A 14,144-nucleotide genomic window follows, 5' to 3' on the forward strand; every position below is an offset into this window, starting at 1 on the left:
CACCCTGGAAGAAGTTCCTTGAAGAAACCTCGAGTCGTACGCTCCTTCAGCGACCTCGCCACAGGGGTCCTCGACCAGAACGTTCCCGTGGTCACGCTGTTCAGCGGAGGGCTGGACAGCACTTATCTGCTGTACCGGCTGCGCCGGTCCGGGCACCGTGACATCCATGCGATCAGCGTGGACGTAGGAGGTGACGAGACCCTGGAAGAGAAACAGCGCATAGCCGACCGGCTCGGCATTGAATTGCACATCGTTGACGCACGGGAAACTTTCGCGCATGAGTTTGTTCTCCCAGCCATATCCGCACAGGCCATCTATCTGAACACGCATCCGATCAGTTCCTCGCTGAGCCGTCCCCTTATGGCACGAATAGCGGTCGAGATGGCCCAGAACATGGGGGCATCGGCAGTACTGCACACCGCCAATCAGTCCCAGAACACGCTGCGGCGACTGAACGGGGCAATCAATCTGCTCGGCTTCCCGGGCCGCTACGGAAGCCCCTACGAACTCGATCCGGTCGATCGCGCCCAGAAGATCGAGGAACTCAAGGAGGCCGGCCTGGACGAGATGGCGGATCGGATCGTCAGCGGTGACTCGAATCTATGGTGTCGCGAATTCGAGTCGGGAATCCTGGAAGATCCGGAGGACCATGCCACTCCCGAGCATCTGTATCGGTGGTCCATCGCCGAGAATTCCGCACCCGAGGGCCTCATGGACATCAGGTTCCACGCGGGAGTTCCCATCGCAGTCAATGGGACCCAGCTTCCGCTGACAGGGCTGATCCAAGAAATGAACCTGCGTGTGGGTGCCTTCGGTATCGGCCGTTACAGTGGCCTCGAGCATTTGCCCGACGGAGAAAAGGTGCTGGAGATCCGGGAGATGCCGGCGGCCTGCCTGCTCTTGCGCACATACCGGCATCTGGAAACAGCCACCCTGGATGCCGAGACCATCCGGGAAAAGATGCACATGGAGCAGCTCTGGGTGCGCGAGGCCGTCGAGGGTCGGTGGTTCGGCCCCCTTCGAGCCGCCTGCCAGTCATTCATGGACAACTGCTCGGCGCGTATCACCGGATCCGTGCAGTGGAGGCTGACTCCCGGATCGGCACAAACGACGGCAATCCTCGCGGAGTACCCCCTTTACCTGCGCGACCGGGAATCCTGGGAAAAGGAAAAAGTCGCCGACGCCTCCTGTTCTTGGTGAACTGATTGCTCTAGGTGAACCGATCGTCCTTGGTGAGCCGATGCAAGATCAAAGGGCGAGATAAGGAGGCCCGATAGGATAAAGACCGACCTGATCGGCAAGCCATTGAGCCCGCAGATACGTGCCCTTCCGGTCGTGAATGTGCACCGTATGATCGGGTGCGGGCTCATCCCAATGAATTTGTCGCGAATTGATGGAGATGGAAACATGCGCATACTCCTCCTCCGCGGACAGCCGCAGCGCAGGCACCTCCGGCCAGCGCACCCCACTCCACACAAGCGTCGCGGGACACTTTCCCGCAGCAGCGACAAAGCGGTCCTCAAGCCGGCCGAAAGGCTGGGATGTCCACTCCAGAAAAATCGGAAACGGGCCCGCGACAACTGAACTGGTCGACGCCTGAATGGCCGGACTCTGCCCGCACCCGAACGCGGTGGCCGTCGGCATGGCGGCGCTCAGCATCTCCAGTTCCGACGCCTCGGACACAGTGGCTTCGAGACTCACCTCGGCGTCAGTCGGGTCGCCAATCGCCATCAAGCGACGAGCCGCCTTCACCGCAGCAACCAAATCCGTCGTCCGGAACACCGGATGCGCCTGAGAGTTCCCCATGGAAAGCATTGTGCCAGCGGCGCCATGTGGCGTCCCACGAGGCTCTGCATAAATATTTCACAAAACGGTCTTTCATAGTAGAGAGGGTGCATCATGTCTACATCGGTCAAGGACTCTTCGACCGCGCTGAAGTCTGCCTACGCCGAGGCCGGGTGGAGCCGGATACCTTTCCGATTCGGCAACAAAGCGGTTGAGCTGATCCGCGAGCGTGTGGCGTCGATCAGCCGGGAGCGCAGGCCGGAGGTCGTCCTTGAGAAGGACAGCGATGTCGTCCGAGCCATCCACGGCTGCCATCTCTTCGACGACGTGTGCTCCGCGCTCGTGAGACACCCGCAACTCGTCGCTCTGGCCGAGGCCCTGACGGGAAAGTCGGTCTACGTCTACCAGTTCAAGGTCAACCTCAAGCAGGCCCATGAAGGCGCGGCCTGGCCATGGCACCAGGACTTTGCGTTCTGGAGCAAGGAGGACGGCATGCCACGTCCGGAGGCCGTCAACGTCGCCGTATCACTGGACGACATCCATGAGGACAACGGCCCGTTGGCCGTCATCCCGGGCTCCCATCGCCTCGGCCTCATCGGTCTCCCCGACACGGTGGAAGGGGAGGGTGACTGGCGGCGGCACGTATCCGCCGATCTGGCGTACACCGTCAACACCGATACGGCGTCCGACCTTGCCCAGCGGAACGGCATCGAACTCATGGTGGGTCCGGCTGGGTCGGTTCATGCCTTCCACCCGAGCATCGTCCATTCCTCGTCGAACAACTCCTCGGCGGACCGGCGTGCGCTGCTCCTGATCACCTACAACGCGGTCGACAACGCACCCGCCAACCCGACACGCCCCGAGTTCCTCGTCAGCAGGGAGGCCACCCCGATCACCCCCCGCTGTGATGACCGGCTGGGCGTTCACGGGTCGTGACGACCGCGGGCCTGATCGCGGCCACCTCCCGGCCTGCACTTATAGACCATTTCCCTTGCCCATAGGACCGTCGTTTCTCCCTGGAAGCACGCGGTAACTCGCCCTGGCCAGAGCTGGGTTGGACCGATCGGCATGCAATCCCCGTGGAAAGGGACATGAATCGGTATGACCGTCGCCCCACACGCCCCGGCCCCGGCCCAAGCCTCTACTCAAGTCCCGGCCCAAGCCTCTACTCAAGTCCCGGCCCAAGCCTCTACTCAAGTCCCGGCCCAAGCCTCTACTCAAGTCCCGGCCCAAGCCTCTACTCAAGTCCCGGCCCAAGGCCGTACCGCCCGGTTGGTGGGGCGGGCGCCCGCCGGGGTGCGGCCGTATCTGGAGTTGCTGCGGCTGGACCGGCCGGTGGGGGCCTGGCTGCTGGTGGTGCCCGGATGGATCACCCTGGGAGCGATCGCGGGGCCCCGGGACGGGGTCCTGCTCGGGCTGTTGCTCCTGGTGTACGGGGTGCTGTCGAGAGGGGCCGCCTGCGGGCTCAACGATGTGCTGGACGCGCGGTTCGACGCGCGGGTGCCGCGTACGGCGGGGCGGCCCGTCGCCTCCGGGCGCCTGGCGGCCGGGCGGGCGCTGATGCTGTGTGTCGTGGTGAGGGCCGCCGCTCCGCTGGTGATGGGGTTCTGGAGTGTGGAGGCCGTGGTGTGGGCAGCGGCCGGGGCGCCCCTCGCGGCGGTGTATCCGTACATGAAACGGGTCACCCACTGGCCGCATGTGTGGCTGGGGATCACCATGAACTGGGCGGTGCCGCTCGTGTACGCCCTGCTCACCGGAGGGCTCGGGGACGGGGGCTGGGTGCTGTACGGGGCGCTGATCTGCCGGGCCGTGGGGACGGACGTGATCTACGCCTGCCAGGACCGGGAAGCCGATGTGCGGGCCGGGGTGCGGTCGGCCGCCGTGCTGCTGGGGCGCCGTAGCCGGCTGCTGGTGGGCGGCGTGTACGCGGGGTGTGTGGTGCTGCTCGCCTGGTTCGGGGTCGTGGCCGGGCTCGGACCGCTGTACTGGCCCGGACTGTGCGTGGTCGCGGGGCAGTTGGGATGGCAGGTATGGCGGGCCGACCCTGCGGACGTCAGAGCCTGCGGGCGGGCGTTCGGCACCAACCCCCTGTGCGGACTGCTCCGGCTCCTCGGCCGCCGCCCGCGAGGTGATCGACCTCGTCCGGCGGATCCACACCCGGGTGCACGGCACCGCCCCCGACGGCCGGCCGTACCGCGCGGACGACCCCGACCTGCTCACCTGGGTGCACACCGCCGAGGTACGCAGCTTCCTCGCCGGCCACCAGACCTACGCACCCCGACCGCTCCGACTGACCCCCGCCGAGTGCGACGCCTACTACCGCCAAGCCGCCCCCATGGCCGAGGCGTTGGGCGCACGGAACGTACCGCGCACGTCCCTCGAAGCCGAGCGCTACCTGGCCCGCCTCCGCCCCCAACTCCACGCCACTCCGGCCGCGTTGGACTCGGTACTGTTCCTCCGCCGCTTCGGACGCACACGACGGGAGCGGCTGGTCGTAGGCCTGCTCACGAACGCCTCGGTCGGCCTCCTCCCCGACTGGGCCCGCACCGAACTCGGCATCCAACGCCCGACCCCCATCCGCACCGGCTGGGACCGGCCCCTGGCGACGGCCGTCGGACGCACCCTCCAGTGGGCGCTCGGACCCTCCCGGATCCAGGCCGCAGCACGGGGGCGGCTGGCGGGGGCGCGGCACCGACCTCGGCACGCGCATGGACTGCCGGACGCGGGGCGATCGAAAAGGGCTTGCGGACGGGGCGGCGCTTGGCCAGACGTTACGGCGGAACCCCCACCACAAGAGTGAGGGGCCACGACAGCGAGAGGAGGGGTAAGCCCATGATCGCCATGATCACCGCGCTTGTGTCCTCCCGGGGTGCGGACCACATCTGACCTCGGAGCGGACGGGCGCCTTCACCGGAGCGTGCCTTGACCGTGAAACAGAACGACCTGACCATGCGTCCGATCACCGGACGCGAAGAACTCGTCCTCTTCTCCCAACTGCCTTACACCCTCAACGAGGAACTGGCGGACGACCTTGCCGCCGGCCGCCGACGCCCGGAATGGATGTGGGTCGCCCTTCGCGGCGAGCGCCTACTGGCCAGGGCCGCATGGTGGGGTCGGGCCGGAGACGACACACCATTCCTCTTGGACATTTTCGACATCGACGACAGCAGCGCGGATCGCGATCGCGTGGACATCGGCGTGCGGCTGCTGCGGGCTGCCACGGCCGCAGTGGCCCCAGCCAACGCCCGTCCACCCGAGTACAACCGAACCGTCCCACCCGATTGGCGCGAGGGCGGAGTGATGGGGCGCATCGTCGAGGACCGCATGCTCGCCCTGGAACGGACCGGCGCCCGCCAGTTCGTCGAACGGCTGCTTCTGGAGTGGCGTCCCGGGACACCACTCCCCGAACCGAAGGGGCGCCTGGCGTTCCGGCCGGTCCACGACACCGAGGAAATCCTCGCCCTGATGACTCGGGTCCTGGACGGAACGCTGGACGCGCACAGTAGGGACGCCCTGACCCGGATGTCCCCCCGCGAAGCGGCGGCCAGACACTATGAGGAGGAACTCGCGCACTTCCGGAGCCCGCAGGACTGGTGGCGGATCGCGACCCTTCCGGACGGCGAGCCGGTGGGGTTCGTCACCCCGGCCCGCAACGACTACAACCCCGTCATCGGCTACCTCGCCGTACTCCCCGAACATCGGGGCAACGGCTACATCGACGAGATCCTTGCCGAAGGCACCCGGATCCTCAGCGAGCAGGACGTCCCCCGCATCCGGGCAGCCACGGATCTCGGCAACACCCCCATGGCGAACGCTTTCCAGCGCATCGGATACGTCAACTTCGCACGCCGGATCTGCATGATCTGGAGCTGACCGAGGGCGCGGAGCTCCCACAACGGCGTCCCGCCCACTCACCCGCCATCAACAGAGTGAACTGCATCACACCAGCTTGTGCGGCCCGCCTCTACAACCTTACGGGGCCACAACCGCTGCACCGCTGGCCCCAGGTGTCGCCGGCCGCTGGCCCGCCCGCTCTATTGGGTCTCCAGTTCCCCGATCCGCGTCAGCGTCGTTCCCCTCTTCGGGCATACCCACACCGCCGTTTCCGCGCGGACTGTCGCCGTCAGCGGATGCGTGTCCGGGTGTGTCGGGCACTGTGGCCAGACCGCCGATGCGCCTTCGGACCATAGTGCCTCCACCGCCCATTCCTGGACCTGATCTGCCAGGTTCGCCAGCCGCTCTGCGGCGGTGCCACCAGGTGGTGAAGTCAGACCCTGGCCCGAACCGTCCGGGGCGAAGAGCATGAGCATGATCCCGTACCCGTCGTCCGCACGTATATGCGGCTGCACCGCGCACTGCGCCTGGAGGTCCCGCAGGACTGTCTCCAGAGCTTCGGCGAATTCCACGTCGTCCACTGAGGGCTCCTGATCACATCGCGGAGGACTGTCCCACAGTCTCCACTGTCCCTGAAGCTTGCGGAGGATCTTTTCCGGCCCAGGCCCCCGTTTCAGCAGCCGCCTCAATCCGGGCGCTGCGGGCCGACTGTCCGGCAATTGACGCCCATCCACACGGCCGGGGCTGCACTGCCTCCTTGAGCGTCAGCCTGTGGGCGCCGGAGCGGCACGGCTCCGACTCGTCAGCAAGCAGCGGCGTTCACAACCCGGCCCCGGAGGTGAGCCGACCTGGCACTCGACCTGGCTTCTCCGAACTACCGGGCCTCCCGTGATCAGGTGACGAGACGGTCAGTCCCGAGGGGAAGGGCCGGTATGGGTCCGGAGAACGGCGCGGGTGTTAGGTTCCCTTCCCGTGTCAAAACACCAGGACGAGACCAGGGCGGCCTACGACGGGGTCGTCGAGCTGCATGCGTCGATGTTCGCTAATCGGTTGTGGACGCCTTCGGGCTCGGCCTCTCCCCGGCTATGGTCGCCCACGCCCGGTGGGCCCATCCGGCGCTGCGGTTCGACGAAGCGGGAATGGAGGCCCTGCCGGTCGAGGACGGCGCGCTCGGCGGAGTGCTGGCCCACTACTCGATGATCCATACCCCACCTGGAGAGTTGCCTTCGCTGCTCGCTGATCAGGTGCGTGTCCTGGCACCAGGAGGCCTGCTCCTGGTGTCCTTCTTCGGGACCGAAGGGCCGGAGCCGATCCGCTTCGACCACAAGGTGGCGCCCGCCTATAGCTGGCCGGCGGAGCAGTTTGCCGAGCTGCTGGCCGGGGCCGGACTCGTCACGGTGGCTCGGTTGCTCCACGACCCAGCGTCCGAACGGGGCTTCCTCGACACCCACTTGCCGGCCCGCCGTCCCTAGGCACCTGTTAGCGTGCGCGGATGGAAGGTCTGGGACCCGTGGCTTGGCCGCCTGAGCCGATCAGGACCGAGAGGCTCGTGCTCCGCGAGCCCGAGACCCGGGACCGTGCGGTGTTCATCGAGCTGCTCGCCTCGCCAGAGGTGCACACCTACCTCGGCGGCCCCCGACCGCGTGACGAGCTTGAGCGCGAGATGCCCGCAGCGCCCGAGCGGTCGCCCGGGAGCTTCGTGGTTGAGCTCGACGGGTCGATGATCGGCCAGATCCTGCTCAGGAGGGCAACGGGGCACCGTCGCCCGGCTGCCGCGGGGAAGGCCGATCTCGGCTACCTGTTCCTGCCGCGGGCGTGGGGGTTCGGGTACGCCGCCGAGGCGTGCGCGGCGGCACTCGGCTGGCTCGCCGACGCGCTTCCCGGCGAGCCGGTGGTGCTCACCACCCAGACCGCCAACGTCGGCTCGATGCGTCTCGCGGCGAAGCTGGGGTTCACTGAGGTAGAGCGGTTCGAAGCCTGGGGCGCCGAGCAGTGGCTCGGCATGTGGTCCCCGGTCCAAGTACGCCATGAGCGGCCGGGGTTGGTCCGGTCAGCCCAGTGATGCGCTCGCCGCACGCAGCTCGTCCAGGGCTGCCAGGACGTATCCGGCGAGCTCGTCCTCGGCGTCACGGTCGCCCTCGGACCATTCGGCGTACCCCCGTTTGAAGGCGAGGATGGCCAGCTCGCCCGCGAGAGCCGCGGTCGGGTCGGGTACGCCGCGGGCGGTCAGGGCGGTTGTCATGGCGGCCGCGAGGCTGACGGTCTTGAGGGCGTCGCGCTCCTGGAGTTCGGTGCTGGCGGCGATGGCCGCCTTCAGGCGGGGGGCGAGCTCGCGGTTCATGGGGCCCATCGCGCTGGAGGCGCGCTCGAGACCGGCGGCGACCGCCTCGAGCGGGCTGGCGTCACCCGGTGCCTCGGCGATGCCCTGGGTCAGCAGTCGGCTCAACGTCTCCTGCCCGGCCGCCAGCAGCTCGCGCTTGTCGGGGAAGTGCCGGAAGAAGGTGCTTTTGGTGACGCCGGCGCGCTCGACGATCTGCGCGACCGTCGTGGCGTCGTACCCCTGTTCGGCGAACAGGTCGACTGCGGCCACGACGAGGCGTTCGCGTGCTCCTGGTTCCCATCTCCCCATGGGTTCATCGTACGTGATGGGACTCTTGTCCCATCGCTTGCTACAGTGATGGGACAAGAGTCCCATCACTTGTGAGGAAGTTTCCATGCGCGTCTTCGTCACCGGCGGTACCGGTCTGATCGGGTCCGTCGTCGTCGCCGAACTCCTCGGCAACGGCCACACGGTCCTCGCACTCGCCCGCTCCGACGCGTCCGCGCAGGCCGTCGAGGCGGCCGGTGCCGAGCCGCTCCGGGGGGCCCTCGCCGATCTGGACGCCCTTCGCACCGGCGTCGCCCGGGCCGACGGGGTGATCCACCTGGCGTTCGGCAATGACTTCAGCAGCCCGGAGGCCCTCGCGAAGAACGTCGGCGAGGAAAGTGCCGCCCTCGCGACCCTCGGCGAGGAACTGCTCGGCAGCGACCGCCCCTTCGTCACCGTCTCGGGTACGCCCTGGGCGCCAGGCCGCGCCTCCACCGAGGCCGACCCGGTGCCGACCGACGGGCCCGTCGGTGGTCGCGGTCGCACGGTCACGGCGGTCCTTGGCCTGGCCTCGCGCGGGGTCCGGAGCACGGCCGTACGCCTGCCGCGCACGGTTCACAACGAGGGCAACGGCGGGTTCGCCGGCCTGCTGACTCAGATCGCACGCCGGAGCGGGGTGTCCGGCTACCCGGGCGACGGCACCCAGCGCTGGCCGGCCGTGCACGCGCTCGATGCGGCGGTCCTCTTCCGGCTCGCTCTGGAGCGGGCGGAGGCCGGCACCGCCTGGCACGCCGTGGCCGACGAGGGCGACCGTGTGCGGGACATCGCCGCGGTCATCGGCCGACGGCTGGGCCTGCCGGTCGAGTCGGTGCCCTCGGAGACCTACGGCCCCCTCGGCCCGATCTTCGCGACCGACCAGCCCGCCTCCAGCAACCACACCCGCCAAGTGCTCGGCTGGGAGCCGAAGAACCCCAGCCTGCTGGAGGACCTGGAGAACATCCAGCCCTGACCGGCGTCCGACGATCGGGTGGCAGTCGTCTTCGGCGCTCGCGGTAACGCCGGTCGTCACGTGGCCGATGACCTGTCGGCGCCCGCACCCTCCTGTCTTTCCGGCGGCACGGGGAACGATCACTCGCCAGACGGGGAAAGCTCTTCGATCTCGGTCGAGGTCGCTGGTCACAGGCGCTCGTGAACACCCCGCGCGAGCGGCCTGCAACCGCGACTTGCCCGCGCGCATGCCGGGCGTCACCTCTAGCGCCTGCCCCGTGGCCTGGGACGGAGTGGTGTAGATCATCCGCGTGGATGAAGCTCGTCTGGAGCGCCACCTTCTGGCCGATCCGGAGTGGGCGCTGCTTCGATCGGTGCTGGCGTCCTCTGACCTGCGCCGGAGTACAACCGTCGAGGTCATAAAGGCTCCAGCGGTGCGGCCACCGCAGTGGTGCGAGCAACGATCTCCCGGAAAGTGGGAATTCCCAGGTCGACGGACTCCTGCTGCCGGGAGATCTGCGCGTCGAGTTGGGCGAGCTTCTCCTCGGCGTGGGCCAGGCTGCTCTGCAAGCCTTCGAGCTCGCCGAGCCAACCCTCGCGTTCGGCTTCCAGGATGCGCGCGAGGAGGTTGTCGCGGATCTCGACGAGCCGCGGACGTTCCTTCGCGTGAACGATGAGGACGGGACAACGGACACAGGCGTGTTCATGAGCACAGTCGGTTCCGTATGCGCGGCCGCAGCCGCCCAGGGCGAGCTTGCGGCGCTCGAAATGTCCGAGGAACTCGTCCCATTCCTCTGGGGTGACGGTGCGGTATTCCTCGACCGGCCGCAGGGCCCGGCGTCGGGCGATGAACGCTCGATGTGCCTCGATGGCGTCCGTCGGGTAGATGGCGGCGTATCCCATCGTCGTTCCGATGTGGTCGGGACCAGCAATGACCTGGGCGCGTCCAGGGTCGACAGGTACTTGTGACCGAGGATCTTCTGCACGTAGACCGGCGGCATGTTCGGGTCGTCGAGCATCAGGAACGTCGCCGTGTGCCGCAGGTCGTGAAGGGTCCAGTTGGCCCCCAGGAGCTCATTGGCACGGTTGAACATCATGCGGGCCGCGTCGTACTCCAGCGGCCGCCAAGGGCGCCGCAGCGTCCACCACAGTGGATGGTGACGGCCGCGAGGGACGCCCTTCTTCCACGCGGCCTCTTGGTAAAGCCGCAGCCAGACGAACGCATCCGGGGTGGTGGGCAGGTCCTGGTACTCGCGGCTGCCCTTGCGGATCACGCCGATGGTCTGCTCGCCGACGACCGCACCGCCCTGCCTGACCGTGAGCAGTTCCTCGGCGCGAGCGCCGGTGGCGACCCAGAAGGCCGGCAGGGCCCGGTCGCGGTGCGAGCGGAGCCCGGCGAAGACCTCGGTGTACTTCTCGTCGGGAATCCGTCGCGGGATCTGCTGAGGAACGGTCGGCCGGTAGAGACCCGTGCGCCGGTTCCGGTGCTTCTTGTCACCATCGCTGTGCGGCCCGGGCCGAGCCGAGCGGCGTTCGCGAGATCTTGCCTCGGTGGCGCCAATGGACGCGTACCGGCTTGTCCGCCACCTTCATCCACAACATGAAGTCCCGGGCGTCCTCCCAGGTCGCACGGTCCCACTCGATCCCGAGCACCCACAAGAACCGGAACCAGCGCAGCAGATCCATGCCGTACGAGCGCGGCGTCAGCGGCGAGCTGTCCCTCGCCATCAGCTCCTTGAGATACAGCACGGTGGGCTCCACCGGTCTCCCAACCGGATCCAGCACCCTGAACGGCTCCCAGGGGTCTCCCGTCTCCAGTAGCCGGCCTAACTCGAGCAGGACGAAGTCCCTCAGATCCCTTCCGGGACGTTGCTCGTCAAGCACGTCGGGAAGCTAGCAGATACCCCGCCTGAGCTGCGAAGGCTCATGAGTTAGTTCGGTCAACAAGCCCCACACTGCACCGCGGCTTCTGCCCGCGCTGCGGGACCCATCTCGTCTCCGTCGCGGGTGTGCTCTGGCGGGCATCGTGATTCGGTTGTTCAGCTGAATGGCGATGGCCATGTCTGAGGCGGTGGCTCCGACGGCGGTGGTCAACGCTTTTCGCGTCGGCTGCGGATGCTCAGGGCGATGGCGGAGACAAGGAACCAGAAGGCGCCGAAGGCCGAGTATCCGGCGACGGTGGACAGGCTGCTCGTCGCCGAGGCGGACATGACAGCGAAGGAGGCACCGGCGAGGACGGACAGTCCGCCGCTGATGACCATGGGCCACTGGGCACCGACGGTGCGTCGGCGCCGGATCGCCACGGCGAGCTGGATCGCTCCGGCAAGGAGGGCCCAGATGCCGAACACGAGCAGGGCCGTCCCGATGGTGGAGAAGACGGCGATGATCATTCCGGCGGTGGTGGCGAGGCCGAGAGCCACGTTGGCGGTACCGACGCTGTCCGTGGAACCGGTGCCGGCCATGCGACGCTCGAGGAGCGTGGCGATGACGTCCCACAGGGGGTAGATCACGAGCAGCACGGCCGCGATCGCCGTGGGCCTGTCCGCCGACACGAGCGAGGCGGAGGTCGTGACGACGAGTGCCACCCAGATCAGGGAGAAGGCGACTCGGATCAGGTAGAGCGATCGGAGCCCGGAGGACGTCGTCGTGGTCGTGGTCGTGCTCGAAGTCACGGTGGTCTGAATCATCGGGTGTCCCGTTTTGTGATCGTGATGGTGTGAGACGGTCGCCTCGATGAGGAGTCTCAGCGGCCTCGGGACGGGGCGTGTACTTCGAACGAAGTACTTTTGCCATCCGCTTCGAATCGAATGAGTTCTGCCGTCCCCATCGCCTTCCCCGGGCTCGCCGTCTACATCATTCGAAGTACACGGCCGCAGCACACGTGGACGAGAATTAGGTCATGGTCAAGGCGCGGAACAATCAGGACGGGCCCGTGGCACCCCTGTGGGTCCGCCGCCCCGAGGCGCTGCACCTCGTCGCCTATTCGGTGGCCGCGCTGGTGTTCACCGGCCAGATCGTGGCAGTGATCCTGCGAGGGTCGGATTGGCCGACGGCCCTCTCCGTGCTCCTCGCCGGTGGCGGTGTCGCCCTCTCGTGGTGGAGGCCGTGGTCAGGACTGGTCATGGCGAGCGCGGCGTCCTTCGCCGTCACAGCGGTGGGCCGCGACCCCCTGTCGGTGTGGATGATGGCCGTGCTCGTGCTGTTCTCGGCCACCCTCAGAGGGAAGCAGCCGCTGGCCGGAACCGGCATCGTGGCGGCGTTCTTCCTGGGGGCGTTCATGACGCTGGGAGGATTCCGTGGCGGCGCGATCGTGGGAGCCGCCGCACTCTTCTCAGCCATAGCAGGAGGTGCGACAGGGGCCGCGCTGCGCATCCATCGAGAGCACTGGAGCACCCTGGAGGAACGGGCCGAAAGCGCCATCGCCACCCGCGAGATCGAAGCCACCCGACGGGTGACCGAGGAACGACTCCGCATCGCCCGGGATCTCCACGACGTCATCGGCCACCAGGTCGCGATGCTGAGTATGCATCTCGGTGCCGCGGAGATCGGGCTGCCCGAAGACGCCGAGTCCTCCCGGCAGGCCCTTGTCTCGGCCAGGTCCAGCGCCCGCACCGTCGTCGTCGAAACGCAACGGATCCTCGCGCTCCTCCGCCTCGGAGACGACATCTCCGACGACGAGGCGCTCCGGCCGACCCCGGCGCTCAGCGGCCTGGAAGGCCTTATCGCCTCTTTCGAGAGCATCGGGCTCGACGTCCGGCCCTCCATCGGCATCCCCGCCGGTTTCGTGGAGCCCAGCGTCGGCGTGACGGTCTACCGGGTCGTTCAGGAAGCACTCACGAATGCCTACCGGCATGGAGAGGGGGCGGCAACGGTGGATGTGCGCGAGCGCGACGGCAGGATCTGCGTCACCGTGGAGAACCGCATCGGTCACTCACTGCGCGGCTCCGGCTCCGGCTCCGGCAGCGGCAGCGGACTCGGACTCGTGGGGATGCGCGAACGCGTCGAGTCCTCCAGCGGGCGGCTGACGATCGACAGTGACGGCGGGCGATTCCGGGTCCATGCGGAGTTCAGCCCCCTCGGAGCCGCCGTATGACGACGCGGATTCTGATCGTCGACGACCAGGACGAGATAAGGGCCGGCATCAAAGCGATGCTCCGGCTCGACCCGAGTCTCGTTGTTGCGGGTGATCTCTCCGATGGACTCCAGGTCGTCCCCTTTCTCAGGGACCACCCCATCGACCTGGTCCTGATGGACATCCGGATGCCCGGCATCGACGGTGTCGAAGCCACCCGCCGGATCCGCAAAGAGCATCCACCCGAGAAGATGCGGGTGATCGTGCTGACCACTTTTGACCAGGACGACATCGTTCTCGCCGCCCTTCGCGCGGGCGCCAACGGTTTCCTGAGCAAGACCGTGAGCCCCGCTGAACTCGTCGCCGGAATCACCGAGGTCGTTGGCGGTGGCGGCGCGCTGTCGGCCGCCGCGACGGCAGCGCTCATCGGTCACATGACCGACAGTCCGCCCCCGGTGATCGACCAGGAACTGCTGCGACGCTTCGACGCTCTGACACCCAGGGAGCGGGACGTGGTCGTTCTCGTCGCGAGCGGTCTCGGCAACGACGAGATCGCGGCCCAGATGTCCGTGTCGCCGTTCACCGTGAAGACGCATGCGGTGCGGGCCATGACGAAGGTCGGCGCACGTGATCGAGCGCAACTCGTCTCGTTCACCTTTCGGGCCGGCCTCTACCCCTGAGCCTGCCGAGCAGAACCCCGAAACACCTGGCCGCCGTGGCGATGCCGAGCAGTCCGGCGGGATGGCGGGCCGACGGGACGGCGTGGGCGGGTACCTGGAAGACCTCGTCGTCGCGCTGTGCGAGCGGCGTGCCTGGACCTGTACCTGCGGAGCAGGGCTTGCGCCACGGCGGCGACAGTCGCTGCAGTGCCGCGGAGCG

General features: G+C 67.7%; 14 protein-coding genes and 3 pseudogenes. 10 read left to right on the forward strand and 7 right to left on the reverse strand.

Annotated elements, in window-relative coordinates; translation table 11 throughout:
- Positions 1-18 precede the first annotated feature (18 nt).
- Positions 19-1,200, forward strand: coding sequence for an argininosuccinate synthase-related protein (locus tag ACFV2X_RS07040; protein ID WP_385612466.1), 1,182 nt, complete (start codon positions 19-21; stop codon positions 1,198-1,200).
- 48 nt (positions 1,201-1,248) lie between these two features.
- Here ACFV2X_RS07040 and ACFV2X_RS07045 read toward each other — a convergent pair whose 3' ends face one another.
- Positions 1,249-1,806, reverse strand: coding sequence for a hypothetical protein (locus ACFV2X_RS07045; RefSeq protein ID WP_385612468.1), 558 nt, complete (start codon positions 1,804-1,806; stop codon positions 1,249-1,251).
- 93 nt (positions 1,807-1,899) lie between these two features.
- Between ACFV2X_RS07045 and ACFV2X_RS07050 the strand changes: the two genes are divergently transcribed.
- The 4 genes and pseudogenes from ACFV2X_RS07050 to ACFV2X_RS07065 all read left to right on the forward strand — a co-directional run bounded on the left by ACFV2X_RS07050 (position 1,900) and on the right by ACFV2X_RS07065 (position 5,658).
- Positions 1,900-2,721 carry a phytanoyl-CoA dioxygenase family protein gene (locus ACFV2X_RS07050; protein ID WP_385612471.1) on the forward strand — a complete coding sequence of 274 codons (822 nt, stop codon included), beginning with the start codon at positions 1,900-1,902 and terminating at the stop codon, positions 2,719-2,721.
- A gap of 165 nt (positions 2,722-2,886) precedes the next feature.
- A pseudogene (locus ACFV2X_RS07055) lies at positions 2,887-3,801 on the forward strand (UbiA family prenyltransferase); the annotation flags it as partial.
- On the forward strand, positions 3,719-4,585 hold the full coding sequence (locus tag ACFV2X_RS07060; protein ID WP_385612474.1) for an oxygenase MpaB family protein: 867 nt from the start codon (positions 3,719-3,721) through the stop codon (positions 4,583-4,585). The pseudogene ACFV2X_RS07055 and the gene ACFV2X_RS07060, both read left to right, overlap by 83 nt.
- A gap of 149 nt (positions 4,586-4,734) precedes the next feature.
- Positions 4,735-5,658, forward strand: a complete 924-nt coding sequence (locus ACFV2X_RS07065) for a GNAT family N-acetyltransferase (RefSeq protein WP_385612916.1) — start codon at positions 4,735-4,737, stop codon at positions 5,656-5,658.
- A 161-nt stretch (positions 5,659-5,819) separates the two neighbouring features.
- Here the strand turns inward: ACFV2X_RS07065 and ACFV2X_RS07070 are convergent, their stop codons facing one another.
- Entirely contained in the window at positions 5,820-6,200 is a 381-nt protein-coding gene (locus ACFV2X_RS07070) for a hypothetical protein (protein ID WP_385612477.1), read from the reverse strand.
- A 391-nt stretch (positions 6,201-6,591) separates the two neighbouring features.
- Here ACFV2X_RS07070 and ACFV2X_RS07075 point away from each other — a divergent pair.
- Positions 6,592-7,091, forward strand: a pseudogene (locus ACFV2X_RS07075) (class I SAM-dependent methyltransferase).
- Between the two features lie 20 nt (positions 7,092-7,111).
- Positions 7,112-7,681, forward strand: coding sequence for a GNAT family N-acetyltransferase (locus ACFV2X_RS07080; RefSeq protein ID WP_385612480.1), 570 nt, complete (start codon positions 7,112-7,114; stop codon positions 7,679-7,681).
- Here ACFV2X_RS07080 and ACFV2X_RS07085 read toward each other — a convergent pair.
- Entirely contained in the window at positions 7,670-8,248 is a 579-nt protein-coding gene (locus ACFV2X_RS07085) for a TetR/AcrR family transcriptional regulator (RefSeq protein WP_385612482.1), read from the reverse strand. The two genes, ACFV2X_RS07080 and ACFV2X_RS07085, sit on opposite strands and share 12 nt — an antisense overlap.
- An 85-nt stretch (positions 8,249-8,333) precedes the next feature.
- Here ACFV2X_RS07085 and ACFV2X_RS07090 point away from each other — a divergent pair, with 85 nt between their 5' ends.
- Positions 8,334-9,215, forward strand: a complete 882-nt coding sequence (locus tag ACFV2X_RS07090; RefSeq protein ID WP_385612485.1) for an SDR family oxidoreductase — start codon at positions 8,334-8,336, stop codon at positions 9,213-9,215.
- 395 nt (positions 9,216-9,610) lie between these two features.
- Here ACFV2X_RS07090 and ACFV2X_RS07095 read toward each other — a convergent pair whose 3' ends face one another.
- From ACFV2X_RS07095 to ACFV2X_RS07110, 4 genes and pseudogenes are all read right to left on the reverse strand, one after another.
- Complete coding sequence (locus ACFV2X_RS07095; protein ID WP_385612488.1) at positions 9,611-10,096, reverse strand: integrase; 486 nt, start codon at positions 10,094-10,096, stop codon at positions 9,611-9,613.
- A gap of 104 nt (positions 10,097-10,200) precedes the next feature.
- Positions 10,201-10,755 (reverse strand): annotated as a pseudogene (locus ACFV2X_RS07100) (tyrosine-type recombinase/integrase); the annotation flags it as partial.
- Positions 10,688-11,077 carry a site-specific integrase gene (locus ACFV2X_RS07105; protein ID WP_385612491.1) on the reverse strand — a complete coding sequence of 130 codons (390 nt, stop codon included), beginning with the start codon at positions 11,075-11,077 and terminating at the stop codon, positions 10,688-10,690. The pseudogene ACFV2X_RS07100 and the gene ACFV2X_RS07105, both read right to left, overlap by 68 nt.
- 206 nt (positions 11,078-11,283) lie before the next feature.
- Positions 11,284-11,880, reverse strand: a complete 597-nt coding sequence (locus tag ACFV2X_RS07110) for a DUF308 domain-containing protein (RefSeq protein ID WP_385612493.1) — start codon at positions 11,878-11,880, stop codon at positions 11,284-11,286.
- Positions 11,881-12,092: 212 nt separating this feature from the next.
- Here ACFV2X_RS07110 and ACFV2X_RS07115 point away from each other — a divergent pair, with 212 nt between their 5' ends.
- Together ACFV2X_RS07115 and ACFV2X_RS07120 are read left to right on the forward strand one after the other, a co-directional pair.
- A complete protein-coding gene (locus tag ACFV2X_RS07115) occupies positions 12,093-13,286 on the forward strand; it encodes a sensor histidine kinase (protein WP_385612496.1) in 1,194 nt (397 codons plus the stop codon).
- A complete protein-coding gene (locus ACFV2X_RS07120; RefSeq protein WP_385612498.1) occupies positions 13,283-13,945 on the forward strand; it encodes a response regulator in 663 nt (220 codons plus the stop codon). Before ACFV2X_RS07115 ends, ACFV2X_RS07120 begins: the two co-directional genes overlap by 4 nt.
- Positions 13,946-14,144: the final 199 nt, after the last annotated feature.

It is taken from the genome of Streptomyces sp. NPDC059679 (assembly GCF_042734105.1).
GTDB lineage: Bacteria > Actinomycetota > Actinomycetes > Streptomycetales > Streptomycetaceae > Streptomyces.